Source organism: Betaproteobacteria bacterium, assembly GCA_016709965.1.
GTDB lineage: Bacteria > Pseudomonadota > Gammaproteobacteria > Burkholderiales > Rhodocyclaceae > Azonexus > Azonexus amarohabitans.
The window spans coordinates 1500651-1518017 of sequence record JADJLT010000001.1 but is presented as its reverse complement, the minus strand read 5'-3'; the positions used below and the strand labels follow the sequence as shown (position 1 = coordinate 1518017).

Below are 17367 nucleotides of genomic sequence, written 5' to 3'. Positions count from 1 at the left end.
CTATCTCGCCATATCCTTGGTGTTCCGGATGAGAGTTGAACGCTTATTCGACCTGAAAGTATTGCCTGAGCATGGCGAGTGAGCGCTGGTAGCTGTGCCGGGTTTGTTCGTCGTCGTAGCGATGTTCGGGGGAGACCGGGCAGGCGTTGCGGGCCAGGCAGCCGAAGGCGCAAGGCGAGTCGACGGTGAGTCGGAATCGGCTGCAGCGTTCCAGGTTGAATTCGCCTCCCGCCAGCGCGTCGACCGGGCAGGCGCTGATGCAGGGCTGGCCGGAACAGGTGGTACAGGGATTGCCGCGGTCAACCGGAAAAAAAGGCAGAAAATCAGAATCCGTCAGTACCACGGCACGGTAGGCGTACCAGCTGCCCCATTCGGGATCGATCCCGATCATGAATGGCGAAGCATGGTGCCAGCCGGCCAGCTTGCCGAGTCCTTGCAGGCCGACCGGCTGCTCGCCGGGGTAAACGATGCGAAAGGCGCGGCCGGGCAGGGTGTCGGCCAGCCACGCTTCAACGGTGTGCACGGTGTAGTCGTCGATCGGGTGTTCGCTCGCAATGCCGCTGGCTTTGACCGCCGCCCACAGGCGCCGGCCACCGTGACCGAGCAGGATCAGTTGCCGAAAGCCGCCAGTGTCGCCCAGCGTGGCTTTGACGGCAGCGGGCAGCGCCGCCAGGTCGAACACGAACTGCCGGTTAAGCCCGGTTGCATTCAAGGTTTCGGCAGGGAATATCTGGCGTTCACTCATTGTCGAGCGTCGGCGGCTTCTCGCCCAGGCGCCGCTGGGCAACCCAGACGAGCAGGGCATCGATGGCGGCACCGCCGGCCTGGGCGTGCGGATGGTTGATCAAGAAAGTTACGGCATGACGGCGACCCTGCGCATCCAGGGCGTAGCCGGCAGCCGCTTTGACACCATCGAGCGTGCCGGTCTTGATGTGGGCGCGACCGGTGGCGTCAGAACCATTCAGCCGTTTTTTCATGGTGCCGTCGATCCCGACGATCGCCATGCTTGACACAAATTCCGCCATCACCGGGCTTTTCCAGGCGTCGAGCAGCAGGCGGTTGAGGCTGTCGGCGCTGATCCGCGCCACGCGCGACAGGCCGGAGCCATTGTCGATCACCAGTTCGTTGAAGCGCAGGTTGCGCCCGGCCAGCCAGTCAGCAATGCGCTGTCTGGCGCGCTCATCGGTTGCCGGCGCCGAATCATTACCGATGCTCAGAAAAACCTGACGCGCCATCACGTTGTTGCTGAACTTGTTGATATCGCGCACCGTATCCGCCAGCGGGGGCGACTCGTGCTGGGCGAGCAATCTGGCGCCCGGCGGCACGGTGCCGCTACGAACCTGCCCGCTGATGCTGCCGCCGAGTTCTTTCCACAAGGCACGAATCAGTCCGCCCGCCTGGGCATCCGCCGGCAGCGGCGACAGGTTGAGCGACTTTTCGCCGCATGCCGTGGCGTAAGTGCCGGTAAATTCCAGTCGGTTGCCGTTGTTTTCAGGTATCAGTCGAACATTGATCAGGTCTTTCCAGTTGCTGCCGCAGTCGCCATTACCGGCGCGCATCTGGTTGTCGATACGCAGGCCGTCGCTCGGCGTTTCCATTAGCACTCGTGGCCGGCCGTTATCGGGCTGCAGCGTGAAGCGCAGCGCGCGGAAGTTGAGCAGCAGAGCGTCCGGCCCGACGTTGTAAGGTCGCATCGGCTTGTCGTCAAAGGCGCCGGGGTCAATGGCCGGGACGTTGAAAGCGGTACGGTCGAGGACAATGTCGCCGCTGATTTGCTGAATGCCGCGCACGCGCAACTGACGGAGCAGGGCAGATAAATGCTCGATGGCGAAGCGCGGGTCGCCACTGCCGCGAATGTACAAATTTCCGCTTAAATTCCCGTCGACCGCAGCAGCCTCGGTCCATACCGTGGTTTTCCAGCTGTAGGCGGGGCCGAGCAGGTCAAGCGCGGCATAGGTGGTGACCAGTTTCATCACCGACGCGGGGTTCATGGACTGGCTGGCATTGTGGGCGACCAGCGGCGCGGCGGCATCGACCGGTTGCACCGTGACGGCGACGCTGCTGGCGGGAATCTGCGCCGCCTTGAGTGCTTTCAGCACATTGGGCGGCAGGCCATCGGCCATGGTCAGCAGGGGCAGGCTGGCGAGTGCCAGGGTGACAAGTAGGCGAGGTAACATCGTGTCGCTTCGAAAATATGACGAAGGGGCGTAGCCTACCATTCACTAGGGCAATCGCAGATGAGATGGAATTGAAGGCAAGCTCTATATTAGTAATTGTTTTGGTGCTATTGTTATATTTGTGAATTAAAAGAAAAAGGGCGTTTTGCCTGTTCCATGAAAGACCCTGTCGGGATTTCCCTTGAGCGTCGTGTTTTTTTGACTCTGGGCTATCGGGCTTGGGTGGCGACGGCTTATCTGCTCGTGGCGATACTCTGTGTTTTGGGTATCTCGATGGAGTTTCGCCAGATCGACGAAAGCCTTGAAGGTCTGGCGCGAGAGCGGGGCAGTGTGCTGTTCCGACTGGTCGAATTGACGCGTGACTGGAACGCGCAGCACGGCGGTGTTTATGTGCCCGTCACCGAAGAGACGCAACCGAACCCTTATCTGAATCATCCGAGGCGTGATCTGGTGACGACCGATGGGCAGCGCCTGACCATGATCAACCCCGCATTCATGACGCGGCAGATCGCTGAAATTGCCGAGAAAGCCGATGGCGTCAAATTTCATATCACCAGTCTGAAGCCCATACGCCCGGCAAATGCGGCGGATGACTGGGAGACAAAAGGGCTGCAGGCATTCGCGACGGGGCAAAAGCACGAAATCCTGTCGTTGCTGGACACCGAAAGCGGGTTGGCCCATCGCTACATGGCGCCACTTTATGTCAAGGAGGCCTGTCTGGCCTGCCATGCCGATCAGGGTTACAAGCTGGGGGATGTTCGTGGCGGCATCAGTATTTCGATGCCGGCTCAGAAGATTCTCGAAATTCGCGGCACCCAGCGCATACGCGCGCTGCTGACCCTGGGTACAGCCGGCATGGTGGTCGCGCTGTTGCTGCATTACGTGATCAGGAGATCGCATCGCCATTTTCTTCGTCTGCAGGCGGTTACTGCCGGGCAGGAACGGCTGATTGCGGAGCGGACCCAGGCTCTTTCCCTGGCGAACGCGAAACTGCTGGATGAAGTCGCGGAACGCAAGAAAAATGAAGGTCGGATCAGCGAAAGCGAGGCACGTTATCGTTCCGTGATCGAAACCAGCCAGAACGCCATTCTCATCATGCGCTCCGCTGATTTTATCATTACCTTCGCCAATGATCAGGCCGCAGCGATGATCGGGCTTCATCAGTCCGAACAGCTATTGAATCGGTCATTTCTTGATTTTGTTCATGAGCCGGATCGGCAGATTGCCACGGAACGTCTGACCCGACTGGGGCGAGGCGAGCCGGTGTCGGCCATGATTCGGCTACATTTTGCCGAATCCGACGGCTCGCATGTACGGACTGGTGATGTCCATGTCGCGACTATCGAGAGTGGTTCGAGCCTATCGCAATGCGTTGTCAGTATTCGTGACGTGACTAACAAGCTGGCAAATGAGCGGGCATTGCAGATTTCAGCTGCCGTGATGGAGAGTGCAGCGGAAGGCATCGTCGTGACCGATGCCGAGAACCGGATTATCCAGATCAATCCGGCATTTACCGCGATTACCGGCTATCGGCCACAGGAAGTGCTGGGCAAGGATCCCTCCATCCTTGGCGCTGGCCGCCACGAGCCCGGCCTTTTTGCCGGCATGTGGCAAGCCCTCGACAAGGACGGCCATTGGGCCGGAGAGCTGTGGAATCGGCGCCCCGATGGCCAGATATATGTGGTCTGGCTGGCTATTTCGTCCATCCGCGGCGAGGGGGCAGAGAGCGTTGGCCGGCATGTGGCGACTTTCATCGATATTACGCAACGCAAGGAAGTCGAGGAGTTGCTTCGCCATCGTGCCCAAAGCGATCCGCTGACCGACTTGCCCAACCGCAGCTTGTTCTATGACCGGCTGCAGGTGGCGCTGACTCAGGCGCGGCGCTACAACGAAGTGTTTGCCTTGTTCTATGTCGACCTTGATCACTTCAAGGCGGTCAATGACACGCTGGGCCATGCCGCTGGTGACGAATTGCTGGTTGAAACCGGGCACCGCCTGGTTCAGGCCGTACGCCAGTCCGATACCGTGGCTCGCCTGGGGGGGGACGAATTCGCCGTCATTTTGCCCAAGGTGGGCAGCCAGCAGGAAGTGGAAGAGGTTGCGCAGCGGGTGGTAATCGCGTTGGCTCGTCCGTTTCTGCTCGGGGCCGGTCAGGCCTCGATCTCGGCCAGCGTCGGCGTGGCGATATATCCTGAGCACGGCGAAGACCCGGATAGCATTCGGGCCAGTGCCGATGCCGCGCTTTACGCCGTTAAACAGGCCGGGCGTAACGCATACCGTCTGGCGCCAGCGTTGAGCAATCAGCGCACCTGAGCGGGACTAGCGCCCTGCTGTTTCTTGCATGCGTGATGGGGCAAATGGCCGCTTAAAAGCAGGGAGGAATGCAGTTTTGCAAATTAGCCTCTTGAAATTCGCCGACCTCGCCCCTATTATTAGCACTCACCGGAGAGGAGTGCTAATAACTCATCCGATCCGTTCCCGAATCCGCGCCTGACGCGGTCGGCCAATTTCTTGTTTGTTGCAACTCATTTTCAGGAGTCAGATTTATGAATATCCGTCCTTTGCACGACCGTGTGATCGTCAAGCGCGTTGAAGCCGAGCGTACCACTGCATCCGGCATCGTCATTCCCGATTCCGCTGGCGAAAAGCCGGATCAGGGCGAAGTTCTGGCCATCGGCCCGGGCAAGCGTGACGATAACGGCAAGCAGATCGCTCTGGACGTCAAGGTTGGCGACCGCGTTCTGTTCGGCAAGTATGCCGGCCAAGCCGTCAAGGTCGATGGTCAGGAAGTCCTGGTCATGCGTGAAGAAGACATCATGGGCGTCCTGCAGGCCTGAGCGCTGCGGTTGACGTTGAAAACAGATCAAATTTCAGGAGCTATATAAATGGCAGCTAAAGAAGTTAAATTCGGTGATTCCGCCCGTGCACGCATGGTCGAAGGTATCAACATCCTGGCTGACGCAGTCAAGGTTACCCTTGGCCCGAAGGGTCGTAACGTGGTCCTTGAGCGCTCCTACGGCGGCCCGACGGTCACCAAGGACGGCGTTTCCGTCGCCAAGGAAATCGAACTGAAAGACAAGTTTGCCAACATGGGCGCCCAGATGGTCAAGGAAGTTGCTTCCAAGACCTCCGACATCGCCGGTGACGGCACCACCACCGCTACCGTGCTGGCCCAGTCCATCGTTCGTGAAGGCATGAAGTTCGTTGCCGCCGGCATGAACCCGATGGATCTGAAGCGCGGTATCGACAAGGCTGTGGTCGCTACCATCGCCGAGCTGCAGGCTTTCTCCAAGCCTTGCACCACGACCAAGGAAATCGCCCAGGTTGGCTCCATTTCCGCCAACTCTGATTCCGACATCGGCGAAATTATCGCCAATGCCATGGAAAAGGTCGGCAAGGAAGGCGTCATCACTGTTGAAGATGGCAAGTCCCTGGCCAACGAACTGGACGTCGTCGAAGGCATGCAGTTTGACCGCGGCTACCTGTCGCCATACTTCATCAACAACGCCGACAAGCAGCAAGCCCTGCTCGAAAACCCGTTCGTTCTGCTCTTCGACAAGAAGATCTCCAACATTCGTGATCTGCTGCCGGTTCTGGAGCAAGTCGCCAAGGCTGGTCGTCCGCTGCTGATCATTGCCGAAGATGTCGATGGCGAAGCGCTGGCTACCCTGGTCGTCAACAACATCCGTGGCATCCTGAAGACCGTTGCCGTCAAGGCCCCGGGCTTTGGTGATCGTCGCAAGGCCATGCTGGAAGACATCGCCATCCTGACCGGCGGCACCGTGATCGCTGAAGAAACAGGTCTGACCCTTGAGAAGGCTGTCCTGAAGGATCTGGGCCAGGCTGCACGTATCGAAATCGCCAAGGAAAACACCATCATCATCGACGGCGCCGGCGAAGCTGCTGCCATCGAAGCCCGCGTCAAGCAGATCCGCATCCAGATCGAAGAAGCTTCTTCCGATTACGACAAGGAAAAGCTGCAGGAACGTGTTGCCAAGCTGGCTGGCGGCGTTGCCGTCATCAAGGTTGGTGCCGCCACCGAAGTCGAAATGAAGGAAAAGAAGGCCCGCGTTGAAGATGCCCTGCACGCTACTCGTGCTGCGGTTGAAGAAGGCGTTGTGGCTGGCGGCGGCGTTGCGCTGATCCGTGCTCGTGCTGCTGTTGGCAAGATCAAGGGCGACAACCACGATCAAGATGCCGGCATCAAGATCGTTCTCCGCGCCATGGAGCAGCCGCTCCGCGAAATCGTTGCCAACTCCGGTGACGAACCGTCTGTCGTGGTCGACAAGGTCCAGCGTGGCAAGGGTAACTACGGTTACAACGCCGCCACCGGCGAATACGGCGACATGGTTGAAATGGGCGTGCTTGATCCGACCAAGGTGACCCGCACCGCACTGCAGAACGCCGCATCCATCGCCGGCCTGATGCTGACCACCGAATGCATGGTTGCTGAACTGGCTGAAGACAAGCCGGCCGGTGGCATGCCTGACATGAGCGGCATGGGCGGTATGGGTGGCATGGGCGGCATGGGGATGTAATCTCCCGCCAAACAAGCTTCATCGCTTTGAAAAGCCCCGCCTTGTGTGGGGCTTTTTGCTTTTCGCGGTCAACCGGAAAAACTGTCGATTTTTCAATATCTTGAGAGATATTGTTTTGGCATTTCGAGATGGTTCTTGCGCTGTAAGTTAGTTGTAAGACGCTGGGCCTAAATTACGCTTCGCAGCAATGCCTCTATAAACAAAAATCTGAGGAGCAAATCAATGCAAAGCAACATTTACGCGAAAATTCGGGCCAACCCGAAATACGAGCAGCTGAGAAGCACTCGTAATACCTACGGCTGGGTCATGACGATCCTGATGCTCGTGGTGTACTACGGTTACATCGGACTGATCGCCTTCGACAAGGCCTTCCTGGCCAAGCCGTTGGGCGCCACGGGCGTGATGACGGTCGGCATGCCGATTGGTCTCGCTGTCATCGCCTTTACCATCATCATTACTGGCATCTACGTGCGCCGCGCCAACACCGAGTTCGACGCACTCAAAGAAGAGATCATCAAGGAGGCCAAGTAATGGCGAAATACATTAAGCAACTGGCGGGCATGCTAGCCCTGCTGGCCGCTGCCGGTGCAGTTTATGCTGCCGGCGCTGACCTCGGTCAGGCCGAGAAGCAGCCGACCAACTGGACCGCCATCATGATGTTCGGTGCCTTTGTTGTCGGTACCCTGTTCATCACCAAGTGGGCTGCTGCCAAGACCAAGTCGGCGGCTGACTTCTACACCGGTGGTGGCGGCATCACCGGCTTCCAGAACGGTCTGGCTATTGCGGGTGACTACATGTCCGCCGCATCCTTCCTCGGTATTTCTGCCGCGGTGATGGCCAACGGTTACGATGGCCTGATCTATGCCATCGGCTTCCTGGTTGGCTGGCCAATCATTACCTTCCTGATGGCAGAGCGTCTGCGCAACCTGGGCAAATTCACCTTTGCCGACGTGGCCGGTTATCGCTTCGCCCAGACCCCGATCCGCGCTTTTGCCGCGACCTCCACCCTGATCGTTGTGGCCTTCTACCTGATCGCCCAGATGGTCGGTGCCGGTCAGCTGATCAAGCTGCTCTTCGGTCTGGAATACTGGTTGGCAGTGATTATCGTCGGCTCGCTGATGATGGTTTACGTGCTGTTCGGCGGTATGACTGCCACCACCTGGGTGCAGATCATCAAGGCCTGTCTGCTGCTGTGTGGCGCCACCTTCATGGCATTGATGGTGATGTCCCATTTCGGTTTCAGCCCGGAAGCGATGTTTGCCAAGGCTGTCGAAATCAAGACTATCCTGGCTACCAAGGCGCTGACTGCCGAGGCGGTCAAGGCGGGTGCAGATGCGGCGACTGTTGATGTGGCTGTTGCTGCTGCTGCCAAGGGTCTGTCCATCATGGGCCCGGGTAACTTCGTCAAGGATCCGATCTCTGCCATCTCCTTCGGTATGGCCCTGATGTTCGGTACCGCTGGTCTGCCGCACATCCTGATGCGCTTCTTCACCGTGCCGGATGCCAAGGAAGCCCGCAAGTCCGTTTTCTGGGCAACCACCTGGATCGGTTACTTCTACATCCTGACCTTCATCATCGGTTTCGGCGCCATCACCTTCGTGCTGACCAATCCGGAATTCCTTGATCCCAAGGGCGGCCTGATCGGTGGCAACAACATGGCTGCTATCCACCTGGCCAAAGCGGTCGGCGGTAACGTCTTCCTCGGCTTCATCTCCGCGGTTGCCTTTGCTACCATCCTGGCTGTGGTTGCCGGTCTGACCCTGTCGGGTGCGTCTGCTGTTTCCCACGACTTGTACGCTACGGTGTTCAAGAAGGGTAACGTCGATTCCGCTTCCGAGCTGCGTGTTTCCCGTATCACCACCCTGTGTCTGGGCGTGATTGCCGTTATCCTGGGTATTGCCTTCGAAAAGCAGAACATCGCCTTCATGGTTTCCCTGGCTTTCGCAATCGCTGCTTCTGCCAACTTCCCGGTGCTCTTCATGTCCGTGTTGTGGAAGAACACCACGACGCGCGGTGCCGTGGTTGGTGGCTTCATGGGTCTGGCTGCTTCCGTGATTCTGACCATTCTGTCTTCTTCCATCTGGGAAGCAGTTCTGGGCAATCCGAAGGGTTCTGCATGGTTCCCTTACACCTCGCCTTGTCTGTTCTCGATGACCATCGGCTTCCTCGGTATCTGGTTCTTCTCGATTACCGACAGCAGCGAGCAGGCCAAGAAAGAGCGTGCCCTGTTTGCCGATCAGGAAGTTCGTTCGGAAACCGGTGTTGGTGCTTCCGGCGCCAGCGGCCACTAAGCAAGTCGCTTCAAACAGAAAAAGCCCGGGGAAACCCGGGCTTTTTTTTGTTTTGAATTTTGTGAGTTTTTTCCGGTTGACCGCAACAATCCCAAAAACGTGGGCGTGCTTGTGCACTGCGGAAATCGCAGGGCAAAATATTTGATAGACTCTGTCTGTTTAGCGGGGGAAAAAATGGTAGGGGGTCGCCCAGTGCAGGATCGGGTAACCCCCTGAGCAGCGGTAGAACCGCACACTCCAAAGACCATAAAAGGAGAACAGCCCGCGTAGATTAATGCGACAGGCTTACAGAAATCTTACGCCGGCAAGGGGCAGTACCGATACATGCGCATTCTTATTGCTGAAGACGACACCATCATCGCCGATGGACTATCCCGCTCCCTGCGTCAGGGCGGATATGCTGTGGACTGGGCGCCCAATGGGATGGACGCAGATACTGCGCTGCTCACCGGCTCCTACGATTTGCTGATTCTAGACATTGGCTTGCCAAAGCTTTCCGGGCTGGAAGTGCTCAAACGAATCCGAACCCGCAATTCGCAATTGCCGGTGTTGATCCTGACTGCGCTCGATGGCACCGGTGATCGCGTCAAGGGACTCGATCTGGGCGCCGACGACTATATGGTCAAACCCTTCGAGCTGGCTGAACTCGAAGCCCGGGTACGAGCGCTGACCCGCCGTTCAGCCGGCACCTCACCGACCATCCAGTGCGGCGCACTAGCGTATGACCAGATTGGTCGTGTGGCCCAGATCAACGGTGAAACACTTGATCTGTCCGCCCGCGAAATCGGGCTCCTTGAAGTACTGCTCAGCCGCATGGGGCGCCTGGTCAGCAAGGATCAGCTGGTTGATCACCTTTGCGGTTGGGGAGAAGAGGTCAGCCACAATGCGATCGAGGTCTATGTGCACCGGCTTCGCAAGAAAATCGAGGCGGGTGGGGTGAAGATCGCGACTGTCCGTGGCCTTGGATATTGCCTTGAACGACCCCAAGGTGACTAGCGGGCCATCGTCAGCTGCGGAAACCGAGCGCTCGCTATTTGGCGAGATTCTCGACTGGATGCTGGCGCCCCTGCTGTTCGTATGGCCGCTGAGTATTGCTTTTACCCATTATTTTGCTAATAACGTCGCCAATTTCCCTTACGACCAGGCCCTGCGTGAACACGTTGCCGCCATTGCTCGCCAGGTCAAGCTGGTAAATGGCAAGCCGATATTGTCGCTGCCGGCATCAGCACGAGCGCTGCTCAGGGCGGACGAAACCGACAGTGTCTATTTCCACGTTGTCGGTGGCGATGGAAAACTTCTGGCCGGAGACAGGGATTTACCGGTTTTCAAGCTACCGAATGATGATTCGGTAGTTCCCGGCGAAATCTATATGCGGGACGGTGACTTCAAGGGGCAGGATCTACGCATGGCCTACACTTATCTGGCCGAGCCCCAGATGAATGCCTCGCAGTGGATCATTGTCGAGGTCGGTGAAACGACGGAAAAACGCAGCCAGCTCGCCAACAAAATTGTCGCCAGCGTCATCCTGCCGCAATTCATCATTATTCCGCTGGCGGTCATGCTCGTCTGGTTTGGGCTTTCGCGCGGCCTGCGGCCGCTGACTCGCCTGCGCCAGACCATCGAGGCTCGTGAGCCGGATGACCTTTCGCCGATTGCAACCCGACGCGTTCCGGAAGAGTTGGAGCCACTGGTTGAGGCGTTCAATGAAATGCTGGAACGAATGAAACGGAGCGTTGCAGCTCAGCAACGTTTTGTTGCCGACGCAGCGCATCAGATGCGTACGCCATTGACCGGACTTAAAACCCAGGCCCAGTTTGCCATCCGCGAAACCGATCCAGAAACCCTCAGGCACGCTTTGCGCCAGATTGCCACCGGCGTTGATCGCGCAGGGCGACTGATCAACCAGATGCTCACCCTGGCTCGTACTGAAGGCGGGGAGGCTGCCCAACAAAAGCATGAACCGATTGATCTGGCGCAGTTAATTAAGGATGTGGTCACCGACTGGGTGATGGTCGCCATCGAAAATGACATCGATCTTGGCTTCGAGTCCGAAGGCTCTGCGCTGGTTGTCGGCAACCCCTTTCTGCTCAGGGAGCTGGCCAAAAACCTGCTGGACAATGCCCTGCGCTATACACCCGCTGGCGGGCATGTGACCTGTCGAGTCTTGGCCAACCAGGCCACTGTTCTTCTTGAGGTTGAGGATGATGGTGTCGGTATCAGTGAAGAGCAAGCCGACTTGGTCTTTGAGCGCTTCTATCGGGTTGACGATGCTTCTACCGAGGGTAGCGGCCTCGGCCTGGCCATTGTTCAGGAAATTGCGGTGCAACACGATTCCCGCGCCAGCTTGCGCCCGAATCCACGCGGGCGCGGCGCGGTGGCGCGTGTTGCTTTTGCGACCTGGCATCCCCCGCTACCGCCGCTACCGCCACCGGATGATTTCTCCGAGCTTTACCGTCAATCGCCCCCTATCGGCACATAAGTCTTCAAAAGACGCTCGATTCAGTTGCAGGCTGGAGGTCAGATCGCTATAATGCGCCCTCGTTTGGCCAATTAGCTCAGTTGGTAGAGCAGCGGATTGAAAATCCGCGTGTCCGTGGTTCGATTCCGCGATTGGCCACCAGATCAAGTAAAAAGCCCATTCTTCGGAGTGGGCTTTTTGCATTGTGGCGCGGGAATCGGGGCTTGGGGTTCGGTAAGGTTCGGTGGCTATGCGTTCTTTAGGCTGGCTTGGTATTCACTGAACCAGTCGGCGCTGACCGCTGAGATATGTAAAAGGCTCGGCTGAGAGTCTCTTCAACAGGCATCGCCAAAATTACAGAACGATGGGCTTTCGCAAGGAGGCCCATTTTTTATGGGCGCGCTTCAAGCACTTGTGCGACAGCCAGGATGCGGCCACAAACAGCCGCGCAACTTTCCCCTCCATAGCTGCCATGCGTGAAAAACATTATTGCTATCGACATACCACTCGTCGTTTGCCCGTACTATCATTGCATATTCGGGCCAGTCGGTCCGTTTGAACAACGGTTAATAAACAATAAGTCACGGAGTAGGCTGAATGGCACTTACAAACGCATATGTTCAGGTGTACGGCCAATTGCCGGAGATATTTCAGCGAATATCCGAAGCTTCAGCTCCAGAAAAATTCACAACCCAACATCTCAAAGATTGGGGCTATACATCGTCGAACTTCCGTGCGGCAATTCCGCTGCTAAAAGCGCTCGGTTTCTTATCTGCAGATGGTGCCCCAACCAGTCGTTATCACGAATACCGAGGCGCTCACCCGAAGCGCGTCATGGGCGACGCTATTCGAGAAGCTTACGGCGATTTGTTTATGATAAAAGCAAAGCCGACGACCTCTGATCGAGAGCTAATTGAAGGCAAGTTCAAGAGTTTACACAACGCAAGTCCGAACACAGCGAAATTGATGGCGGCGACGTTTTTCGCGCTGCTTGACCTTGCCGACCTAACGACAGCGCCAACGGCGGTAACAAAGGAAGTAATTGTGGTGCCGGAGCCACCTTCTACACAGGAGATGAAGGTAGAAATTCCGGCAAAAGTTCATAGCAAACCGTCGTTGCACTACAACATTCAGATTCACCTTCCCGCAACAAAAGATATCGAAGTTTTCAACGCCATCTTTAAGTCTTTGAAGGAGCATCTTCTTGACTGACGTGCGCAAAGACTTGCGTGACTATATGTTTCGGGGCTTGATGTTTGAGTCCGAAGCTAGCCAGTTTCAAGCGGCAGGCATCCAAGTAGGCGCAGACCTGCAGCAGGCTGAAGAGCGCCTGCTCTCTGAAGCATTGTCACCCTTTGGTGTTATTCGTCGAAACAGTGCACTTGAAATGGCCCGACTTTATTCCGTCCTCCATTGCTTCGAAAATGAGGTGCGCTCGCTGATACGCGAGACGCTTGAGGAAAAGGAAGGATCTGACTGGGCAGACAAGCTCCCAATAAAAATAAAGCAACATGCTGAATCGCGACAAAAGACTGCTTTTACTGATTCGTGGCTAGAAGGAGAAAAGTCAGACATTCTTGGCTTCGTCGACTTCGGCCAATTGGCATCCATTATTTTGGAAAAGTGGAAGCATTTCGAAGCACTAATGCCGTCTCAACATTGGCTTAAGCAACGAATGGATGAGCTCGAAAAGTCGCGGAATTTCATCGCTCACAACCGAATGCTTTTACCTAGCGAATTCCAACGAATCTACATGTATATCGCTGATTGGAACAAAGCCATTGGTCTTTAGGCGCGTTCACCCCGTTAAGAGTGAGATGTACCAACTGCGGCTATCCGCCGAGTTCAACCAGCGGCAGTAACCTCAAGCAATATCTCGACTTTCAGTGACCGCCGTTCAGCATCCAGCCGGTGCAACCCCAATAGCAGCATCGCTACCCTGTCGTCCTCGCAGTAAAGATAGGACAGCGGCACATTCAGAGCATCCGCAATCAGCCTGATCGTCGGCAACGGTGGCTCATGAACGCCAAGTTCATAGCGGCTGATCCGTGCCCTTGCACTGGATTCATCAATCCCTATCGCAACACCCAGCCTCTCCTGTGACCAAGCCAATTCCTCACGCAGCGCACGAATCCTGCGTCCTGTGATGTTCTGAGGTGAGGGCTGCAGGGCACGAGACATGTTGCGAGTCTCGTTACATGGCTCACACGCGTCGTCACGTTATTCGTTACAATTTAACAATGGCATATTTTCTGTTAGAAATAAAATGCAAAGTGAATTTTAAGTGCTAATAAGATCAACAGTCATGTTGATATCTGGATGCTCTGCCTCCGGCCAGATGTTCTTGGCAATTTTCCGCGCGTAGAGCTCGTCTTTAAATGTCTGAATATTCGTTGGGCATTATGCGAAATGACCACGAACTATTACTTTAGTCCAATTCTTAAGTAAAGACCCTTGAGCTATCCTCCCTAACGATGCCACGCAAGAAGTGAACACAATGAAAAAGCAGAATATTTTGGCAGCACTATTGATGGTGGTACTCACATCCATTAGTGGAATAGCGCAGGCAACCTTGATCGATCGTGGCAGTGGGTTGCTTTACGACGATGTGCTGAAAGTAACTTGGCTACAAGATGCAAATTACGCCAAGACGAGTGGCTATGACGCTGATGGAAAAATGTCGTGGGGTGAAGCTAAAACATGGGCCGGCAATTTGGTCTTTCATGATGCTGTTCGAAATATTGATTTGGATGACTGGCGACTTGCTCGCAACTCGCCTGAGGGGCACCCTTTCCACTACGGCTGGTGGTTTGCAGTAGGTGACGACGAGGCCACAGCAGGCCCACATAGTGAATTGAGCTATATGTACTATGCCAACCTCGGCCTTAGTGGATATAAGAGCAATAACGGTAATTGGCAAAGTGACTTCGGCATCTTCAGCAACGGATCTTTTGTTGGGCAAAATAACGTTGGTTTGGTGCTGAATCTTCAAGCCGGAGAATATTTATCTGATGCTGATCCGGAACCTTATCCCTACAACCGACCTTGGACATTTGGCACTAACGCCGGAAATCACTATTTGAGGGAACTATACGACCCGAATTTTGCGTGGGCAGTCCGTGATGGCGACGTAGCAGGGGTCGCAATGATTTCCGAACCTGAGACATACCAATTACTCCTCGCTGGACTTGGTTTGATCGGAGGGTTAGCCCGCCGCCAAAAATTGCGTCAAATCCGCACCCAGCCAAAATGAGCTCATTTATTTATGGAGTTTTGAGCAAGCGTCTTTGAAATCAAAATAGGACAATTGCTGAAAAGTGGGATTGGCAACAACACGCAGACTCCACAATAACCAGCGCCTCAATATTTCACGCACTTGTCTTGTCAATATCTCGGCTTTAAACGATGGGGGTTCGCATGTCATTTAAGGACAACCTGAATAGTTTTGTGTCCTCGGTAAAAGTTGCAGCAGAACGAACTTCAATTGCCATCTCTGATGCCATTGAACATGAAGATACACAGGCTGCGATTGCATGGTCAAAGAATGCAGCCTCCACGGCGGCAGACGAAGCTACTCGTCTAGGAAAAGAAATTGTTCGTTCAGATATGGCAAAAGATGCCGCAACCGGAGCTGCAATCGGTGCCGCCGTCGCACTGCCTTTACCGGTGATAGGTCCAGCTGCAGGCGCTGTCGTTGGAGCGGGGCTAGGTATATACAAAAACATCATGAAGCCTGCATCGAAAAATCCTGAACTACTTTCTCAAGAGGCAAAGCAGCACTCATCGTCTGCCGAAAAGCCAGACGCCTATGATCAGTTGATCAAATTTGATGAGCTGAGGCAAAAGGGCATTCTTACTGATGCTGAATTTGAGGAACAGAAGAAAAAGATCCTCGGTAGCTAAGAATTGGTTTCCAAACGCCATCTGGCAAGAGAGCAATCCAGGAGCCATCCATCACCCCGGCCCATGCCATTCGGCCCCAGTATAAATGATGCACTAGCGAATCGGCATTTCCCACACCGCCCCAACAGGCTCGCCTCCTGGGTTTTTTTCGAGTTTTAAAAAATGACAAACTGTTAATTTAATTCAAGAAAGCTAGATATCATGGATATACGGATTACTTTCTTTTTATTGATTTCGCTGCTATGCGGTTGTGCAACTCAGCCGGTACCCAACTCGGAAGCAAGCGCGGTGCCTCAGGATCGAATCTTGGATGCCACGGTTTTTGAACCGAAAGGGGGCTTCGGAACAGTCACCGTAAAGCGCGATAGTGGGTTTGTTGGTTCGATCTGCGCCACACGTCTATTTATTGATGCAAAACCAACAGCCGATATTCGTACCTCGGAGAAAGCCACTGTATTTCTACCCGAGGGTGACTATATATTCAGTGCGTCATCTGGCTTATGCGGCGGAGGAATTACGGAAGTTCGCGGTACAGTCAAATTTGCAAAACCGATTAGTTTCCGCATTGGATATGGCACGAACGGGGAATTCAAGCTTACTCCGACAGCCTTCTAATAGAAGAAGATCGAAGAGTTATGCAGACAAAACTGTCTGCCGATAACAAAATATAGTTTTCATCCACGCCCAATGCTCCTTAATACGCTAAGTAATATTTAAAGCAAAATGCACCTTCTATCTAGAAGCCATCAACCCAACTAAAGAATACTAGGCTATGCTTGCCAATCTCTCATTAACATCTATTTGGTATATTGAATTAAACGCCGCCAGAATATTTTGCATGGTAATACTTACACTCCTATTATTCGATGCGAAACGATACGGATTGCTTCGCGCATTCGCACACTACTCGATAGCGCCATTCATCATTGGCTTACTTATTTTCGAGGTGATTTTTAACTATCCTCCTGCTACATCAATCTATCTTTGGCTGTGCATTTCATCTACTTATTACATATCAATAAGGTTGACAAAAAATAACAATCAAAAATCAAGCGGTGGTTGGGCGCTCACAACTGCCCTGCTTATTACAATAACGGCATATACGGTTCCCACGGCCATCATGGGGGATATACTATATTTATTTCACCCCGACGGTGGCCCTTCAATATCCAACGGCTTTATGCGCACCACTTTATTTCGCGAAGTGTCGAAGCAGTTTGTCGGTTGGTTGGTTTTTGCGTTTCCGCTGTTTCTCATTCGAAACTATTTTTGGAAGCGCCAAAGCACAAATAAAGCTAATTTAAATGGCACGGATTGAAATCCAACGTCGCGATCCACAAGACCCTCAATAAGCTGCGCTTTTTGTCGCTCAGTGATTTCAAGCTTTTACAATCTTTTCATAAAAGCAGCCTAATCGCAGTGGAGACTCAACTGCCATTCGACTAATGGTTCATCTTGTCCACACCGCTTCGGCAGCCCTGCTCATTCATCACCATCCACTGATGAATAACACCCAGCCCCCACAGAGTTTTATGTTGTCTGGGGGCTTTATTTTGCACAAAGTCGTAATTCAGAAAGCGAGGCCAAATGCAACGAACCTCCCGGAGAACTATTACTCGACGAACAAAGACCATCGTATTAACCGCAAAATCAGCCTTCCGCCATCTCGATCAAGCCGGGTACAGCGTCGGAAAATGGATCATCACTGACCACGCCGGCCTCAGCCAGTCCCTGCTCAACATGCCTGCCCTGGGCTTCTGGGCCAGCTGCCGATACATCTTCACCAGTTTCCTGATCACCCTTGCCGGCGTATTTGTATCAGGCATCCTGCTGTTCCTCCTGATCACCTTTGGCCTGCCTTTGTTGATCACCATCCTTATCGCCTAAGCCCCGCCGCAGCAAGCAACCCCGAAGTCAGCACCCCCAACGCTCCTCATCCGGTCAATCCGCATGGGGCTTTTTTTCGTCCACTTCCAACAAGAGTCTTCGGCGACGCTATG

Annotated in this window: 17 protein-coding genes and 1 tRNA gene; 15 read left to right on the top strand and 3 right to left on the bottom strand. The window is 54.7% G+C overall.

The genetic code is table 11. The annotated features are described in order from the left end of the window. Positions 1-43: 43 nt before the first annotated feature. Positions 44-745, bottom strand: a complete 702-nt coding sequence (locus tag IPJ12_07540) for a hypothetical protein (protein ID MBK7646994.1) — start codon at positions 743-745, stop codon at positions 44-46. Then, positions 738-2177: a D-alanyl-D-alanine carboxypeptidase/D-alanyl-D-alanine-endopeptidase gene (gene dacB, locus IPJ12_07535; GenBank protein MBK7646993.1), complete on the bottom strand. Its 1440-nt coding sequence runs from the start codon at positions 2175-2177 to the stop codon at positions 738-740. The genes IPJ12_07540 and dacB overlap by 8 nt, the downstream gene beginning before the upstream one ends. A 156-nt stretch (positions 2178-2333) precedes the next feature. Between dacB and IPJ12_07530 the strand changes: the two genes are divergently transcribed. From IPJ12_07530 to IPJ12_07485, 10 genes are all read left to right on the top strand, one after another. Continuing rightward, complete coding sequence (locus IPJ12_07530; protein ID MBK7646992.1) at positions 2334-4490, top strand: diguanylate cyclase; 2157 nt, start codon at positions 2334-2336, stop codon at positions 4488-4490. A gap of 233 nt (positions 4491-4723) precedes the next feature. Beyond that, the gene (locus tag IPJ12_07525) at positions 4724-5014 is read left to right on the top strand and encodes a co-chaperone GroES (protein MBK7646991.1); all 291 of its coding nucleotides are present in this window, start codon (positions 4724-4726) and stop codon (positions 5012-5014) included. Positions 5015-5062: 48 nt separating this feature from the next. Next, the gene (groL, locus tag IPJ12_07520) at positions 5063-6715 is read left to right on the top strand and encodes a chaperonin GroEL (protein ID MBK7646990.1); all 1653 of its coding nucleotides are present in this window, start codon (positions 5063-5065) and stop codon (positions 6713-6715) included. Between the two features lie 222 nt (positions 6716-6937). Continuing rightward, positions 6938-7246 (top strand): DUF485 domain-containing protein, encoded by a 309-nt coding sequence (locus tag IPJ12_07515; GenBank protein ID MBK7646989.1) that lies wholly within the window; start codon positions 6938-6940, stop codon positions 7244-7246. Further along, positions 7246-9006, top strand: a complete 1761-nt coding sequence (locus tag IPJ12_07510; GenBank protein MBK7646988.1) for a cation acetate symporter — start codon at positions 7246-7248, stop codon at positions 9004-9006. Before IPJ12_07515 ends, IPJ12_07510 begins: the two co-directional genes overlap by 1 nt. 324 nt (positions 9007-9330) lie before the next feature. Beyond that, complete coding sequence (locus IPJ12_07505) at positions 9331-10002, top strand: response regulator transcription factor (GenBank protein ID MBK7646987.1); 672 nt, start codon at positions 9331-9333, stop codon at positions 10000-10002. 58 nt (positions 10003-10060) lie between these two features. Continuing rightward, complete coding sequence (locus IPJ12_07500) at positions 10061-11485, top strand: sensor histidine kinase N-terminal domain-containing protein (protein ID MBK7646986.1); 1425 nt, start codon at positions 10061-10063, stop codon at positions 11483-11485. Positions 11486-11550: 65 nt separating this feature from the next. Continuing rightward, a tRNA-Phe gene (locus IPJ12_07495) sits at positions 11551-11626 on the top strand. Positions 11627-12061: 435 nt separating this feature from the next. Beyond that, positions 12062-12676: a DUF5343 domain-containing protein gene (locus IPJ12_07490; protein ID MBK7646985.1), complete on the top strand. Its 615-nt coding sequence runs from the start codon at positions 12062-12064 to the stop codon at positions 12674-12676. Between the two features lie 40 nt (positions 12677-12716). Continuing rightward, the gene (locus tag IPJ12_07485; protein ID MBK7646984.1) at positions 12717-13256 is read left to right on the top strand and encodes a hypothetical protein; all 540 of its coding nucleotides are present in this window, start codon (positions 12717-12719) and stop codon (positions 13254-13256) included. Positions 13257-13309: 53 nt separating this feature from the next. Here the strand turns inward: IPJ12_07485 and IPJ12_07480 are convergent, their stop codons facing one another. Continuing rightward, positions 13310-13645, bottom strand: coding sequence for a helix-turn-helix transcriptional regulator (locus IPJ12_07480; GenBank protein MBK7646983.1), 336 nt, complete (start codon positions 13643-13645; stop codon positions 13310-13312). Positions 13646-13994: 349 nt separating this feature from the next. Between IPJ12_07480 and IPJ12_07475 the strand changes: the two genes are divergently transcribed. From IPJ12_07475 to IPJ12_07455, 5 genes are all read left to right on the top strand, one after another. Beyond that, a complete protein-coding gene (locus IPJ12_07475; protein MBK7646982.1) occupies positions 13995-14717 on the top strand; it encodes a PEP-CTERM sorting domain-containing protein in 723 nt (240 codons plus the stop codon). Positions 14718-14881: 164 nt separating this feature from the next. After that, positions 14882-15367, top strand: a complete 486-nt coding sequence (locus IPJ12_07470; GenBank protein MBK7646981.1) for an SHOCT domain-containing protein — start codon at positions 14882-14884, stop codon at positions 15365-15367. Between the two features lie 201 nt (positions 15368-15568). Continuing rightward, positions 15569-15982 carry a hypothetical protein gene (locus IPJ12_07465; GenBank protein MBK7646980.1) on the top strand — a complete coding sequence of 138 codons (414 nt, stop codon included), beginning with the start codon at positions 15569-15571 and terminating at the stop codon, positions 15980-15982. Between the two features lie 157 nt (positions 15983-16139). After that, complete coding sequence (locus IPJ12_07460) at positions 16140-16685, top strand: hypothetical protein (protein MBK7646979.1); 546 nt, start codon at positions 16140-16142, stop codon at positions 16683-16685. A gap of 269 nt (positions 16686-16954) precedes the next feature. Beyond that, a complete protein-coding gene (locus tag IPJ12_07455; protein MBK7646978.1) occupies positions 16955-17254 on the top strand; it encodes a hypothetical protein in 300 nt (99 codons plus the stop codon). The last annotated feature ends 113 nt before the right edge of the window (positions 17255-17367 follow it).

What these genes read in the sequence shown, in the direction of transcription:
- IPJ12_07540 (MBK7646994.1), bottom strand. Translation starts at nt 745, where the DNA reads ATGAGTGAACGCCAGATATTCCCTGCCGAAACCTTGAATGCAACCGGG.
- dacB (MBK7646993.1), bottom strand. Translation starts at nt 2,177, where the DNA reads ATGTTACCTCGCCTACTTGTCACCCTGGCACTCGCCAGCCTGCCCCTG.
- IPJ12_07530 (MBK7646992.1), top strand. Translation starts at nt 2,334, where the DNA reads ATGAAAGACCCTGTCGGGATTTCCCTTGAGCGTCGTGTTTTTTTGACT.
- IPJ12_07525 (MBK7646991.1), top strand. Translation starts at nt 4,724, where the DNA reads ATGAATATCCGTCCTTTGCACGACCGTGTGATCGTCAAGCGCGTTGAA.
- groL (MBK7646990.1), top strand. Translation starts at nt 5,063, where the DNA reads ATGGCAGCTAAAGAAGTTAAATTCGGTGATTCCGCCCGTGCACGCATG.
- IPJ12_07515 (MBK7646989.1), top strand. Translation starts at nt 6,938, where the DNA reads ATGCAAAGCAACATTTACGCGAAAATTCGGGCCAACCCGAAATACGAG.
- IPJ12_07510 (MBK7646988.1), top strand. Translation starts at nt 7,246, where the DNA reads ATGGCGAAATACATTAAGCAACTGGCGGGCATGCTAGCCCTGCTGGCC.
- IPJ12_07505 (MBK7646987.1), top strand. Translation starts at nt 9,331, where the DNA reads ATGCGCATTCTTATTGCTGAAGACGACACCATCATCGCCGATGGACTA.
- IPJ12_07500 (MBK7646986.1), top strand. Translation starts at nt 10,061, where the DNA reads ATGCTGGCGCCCCTGCTGTTCGTATGGCCGCTGAGTATTGCTTTTACC.
- IPJ12_07490 (MBK7646985.1), top strand. Translation starts at nt 12,062, where the DNA reads ATGGCACTTACAAACGCATATGTTCAGGTGTACGGCCAATTGCCGGAG.
- IPJ12_07485 (MBK7646984.1), top strand. Translation starts at nt 12,717, where the DNA reads ATGTTTGAGTCCGAAGCTAGCCAGTTTCAAGCGGCAGGCATCCAAGTA.
- IPJ12_07480 (MBK7646983.1), bottom strand. Translation starts at nt 13,645, where the DNA reads ATGTCTCGTGCCCTGCAGCCCTCACCTCAGAACATCACAGGACGCAGG.
- IPJ12_07475 (MBK7646982.1), top strand. Translation starts at nt 13,995, where the DNA reads ATGGTGGTACTCACATCCATTAGTGGAATAGCGCAGGCAACCTTGATC.
- IPJ12_07470 (MBK7646981.1), top strand. Translation starts at nt 14,882, where the DNA reads ATGTCATTTAAGGACAACCTGAATAGTTTTGTGTCCTCGGTAAAAGTT.
- IPJ12_07465 (MBK7646980.1), top strand. Translation starts at nt 15,569, where the DNA reads ATGGATATACGGATTACTTTCTTTTTATTGATTTCGCTGCTATGCGGT.
- IPJ12_07460 (MBK7646979.1), top strand. Translation starts at nt 16,140, where the DNA reads ATGCTTGCCAATCTCTCATTAACATCTATTTGGTATATTGAATTAAAC.
- IPJ12_07455 (MBK7646978.1), top strand. Translation starts at nt 16,955, where the DNA reads ATGCAACGAACCTCCCGGAGAACTATTACTCGACGAACAAAGACCATC.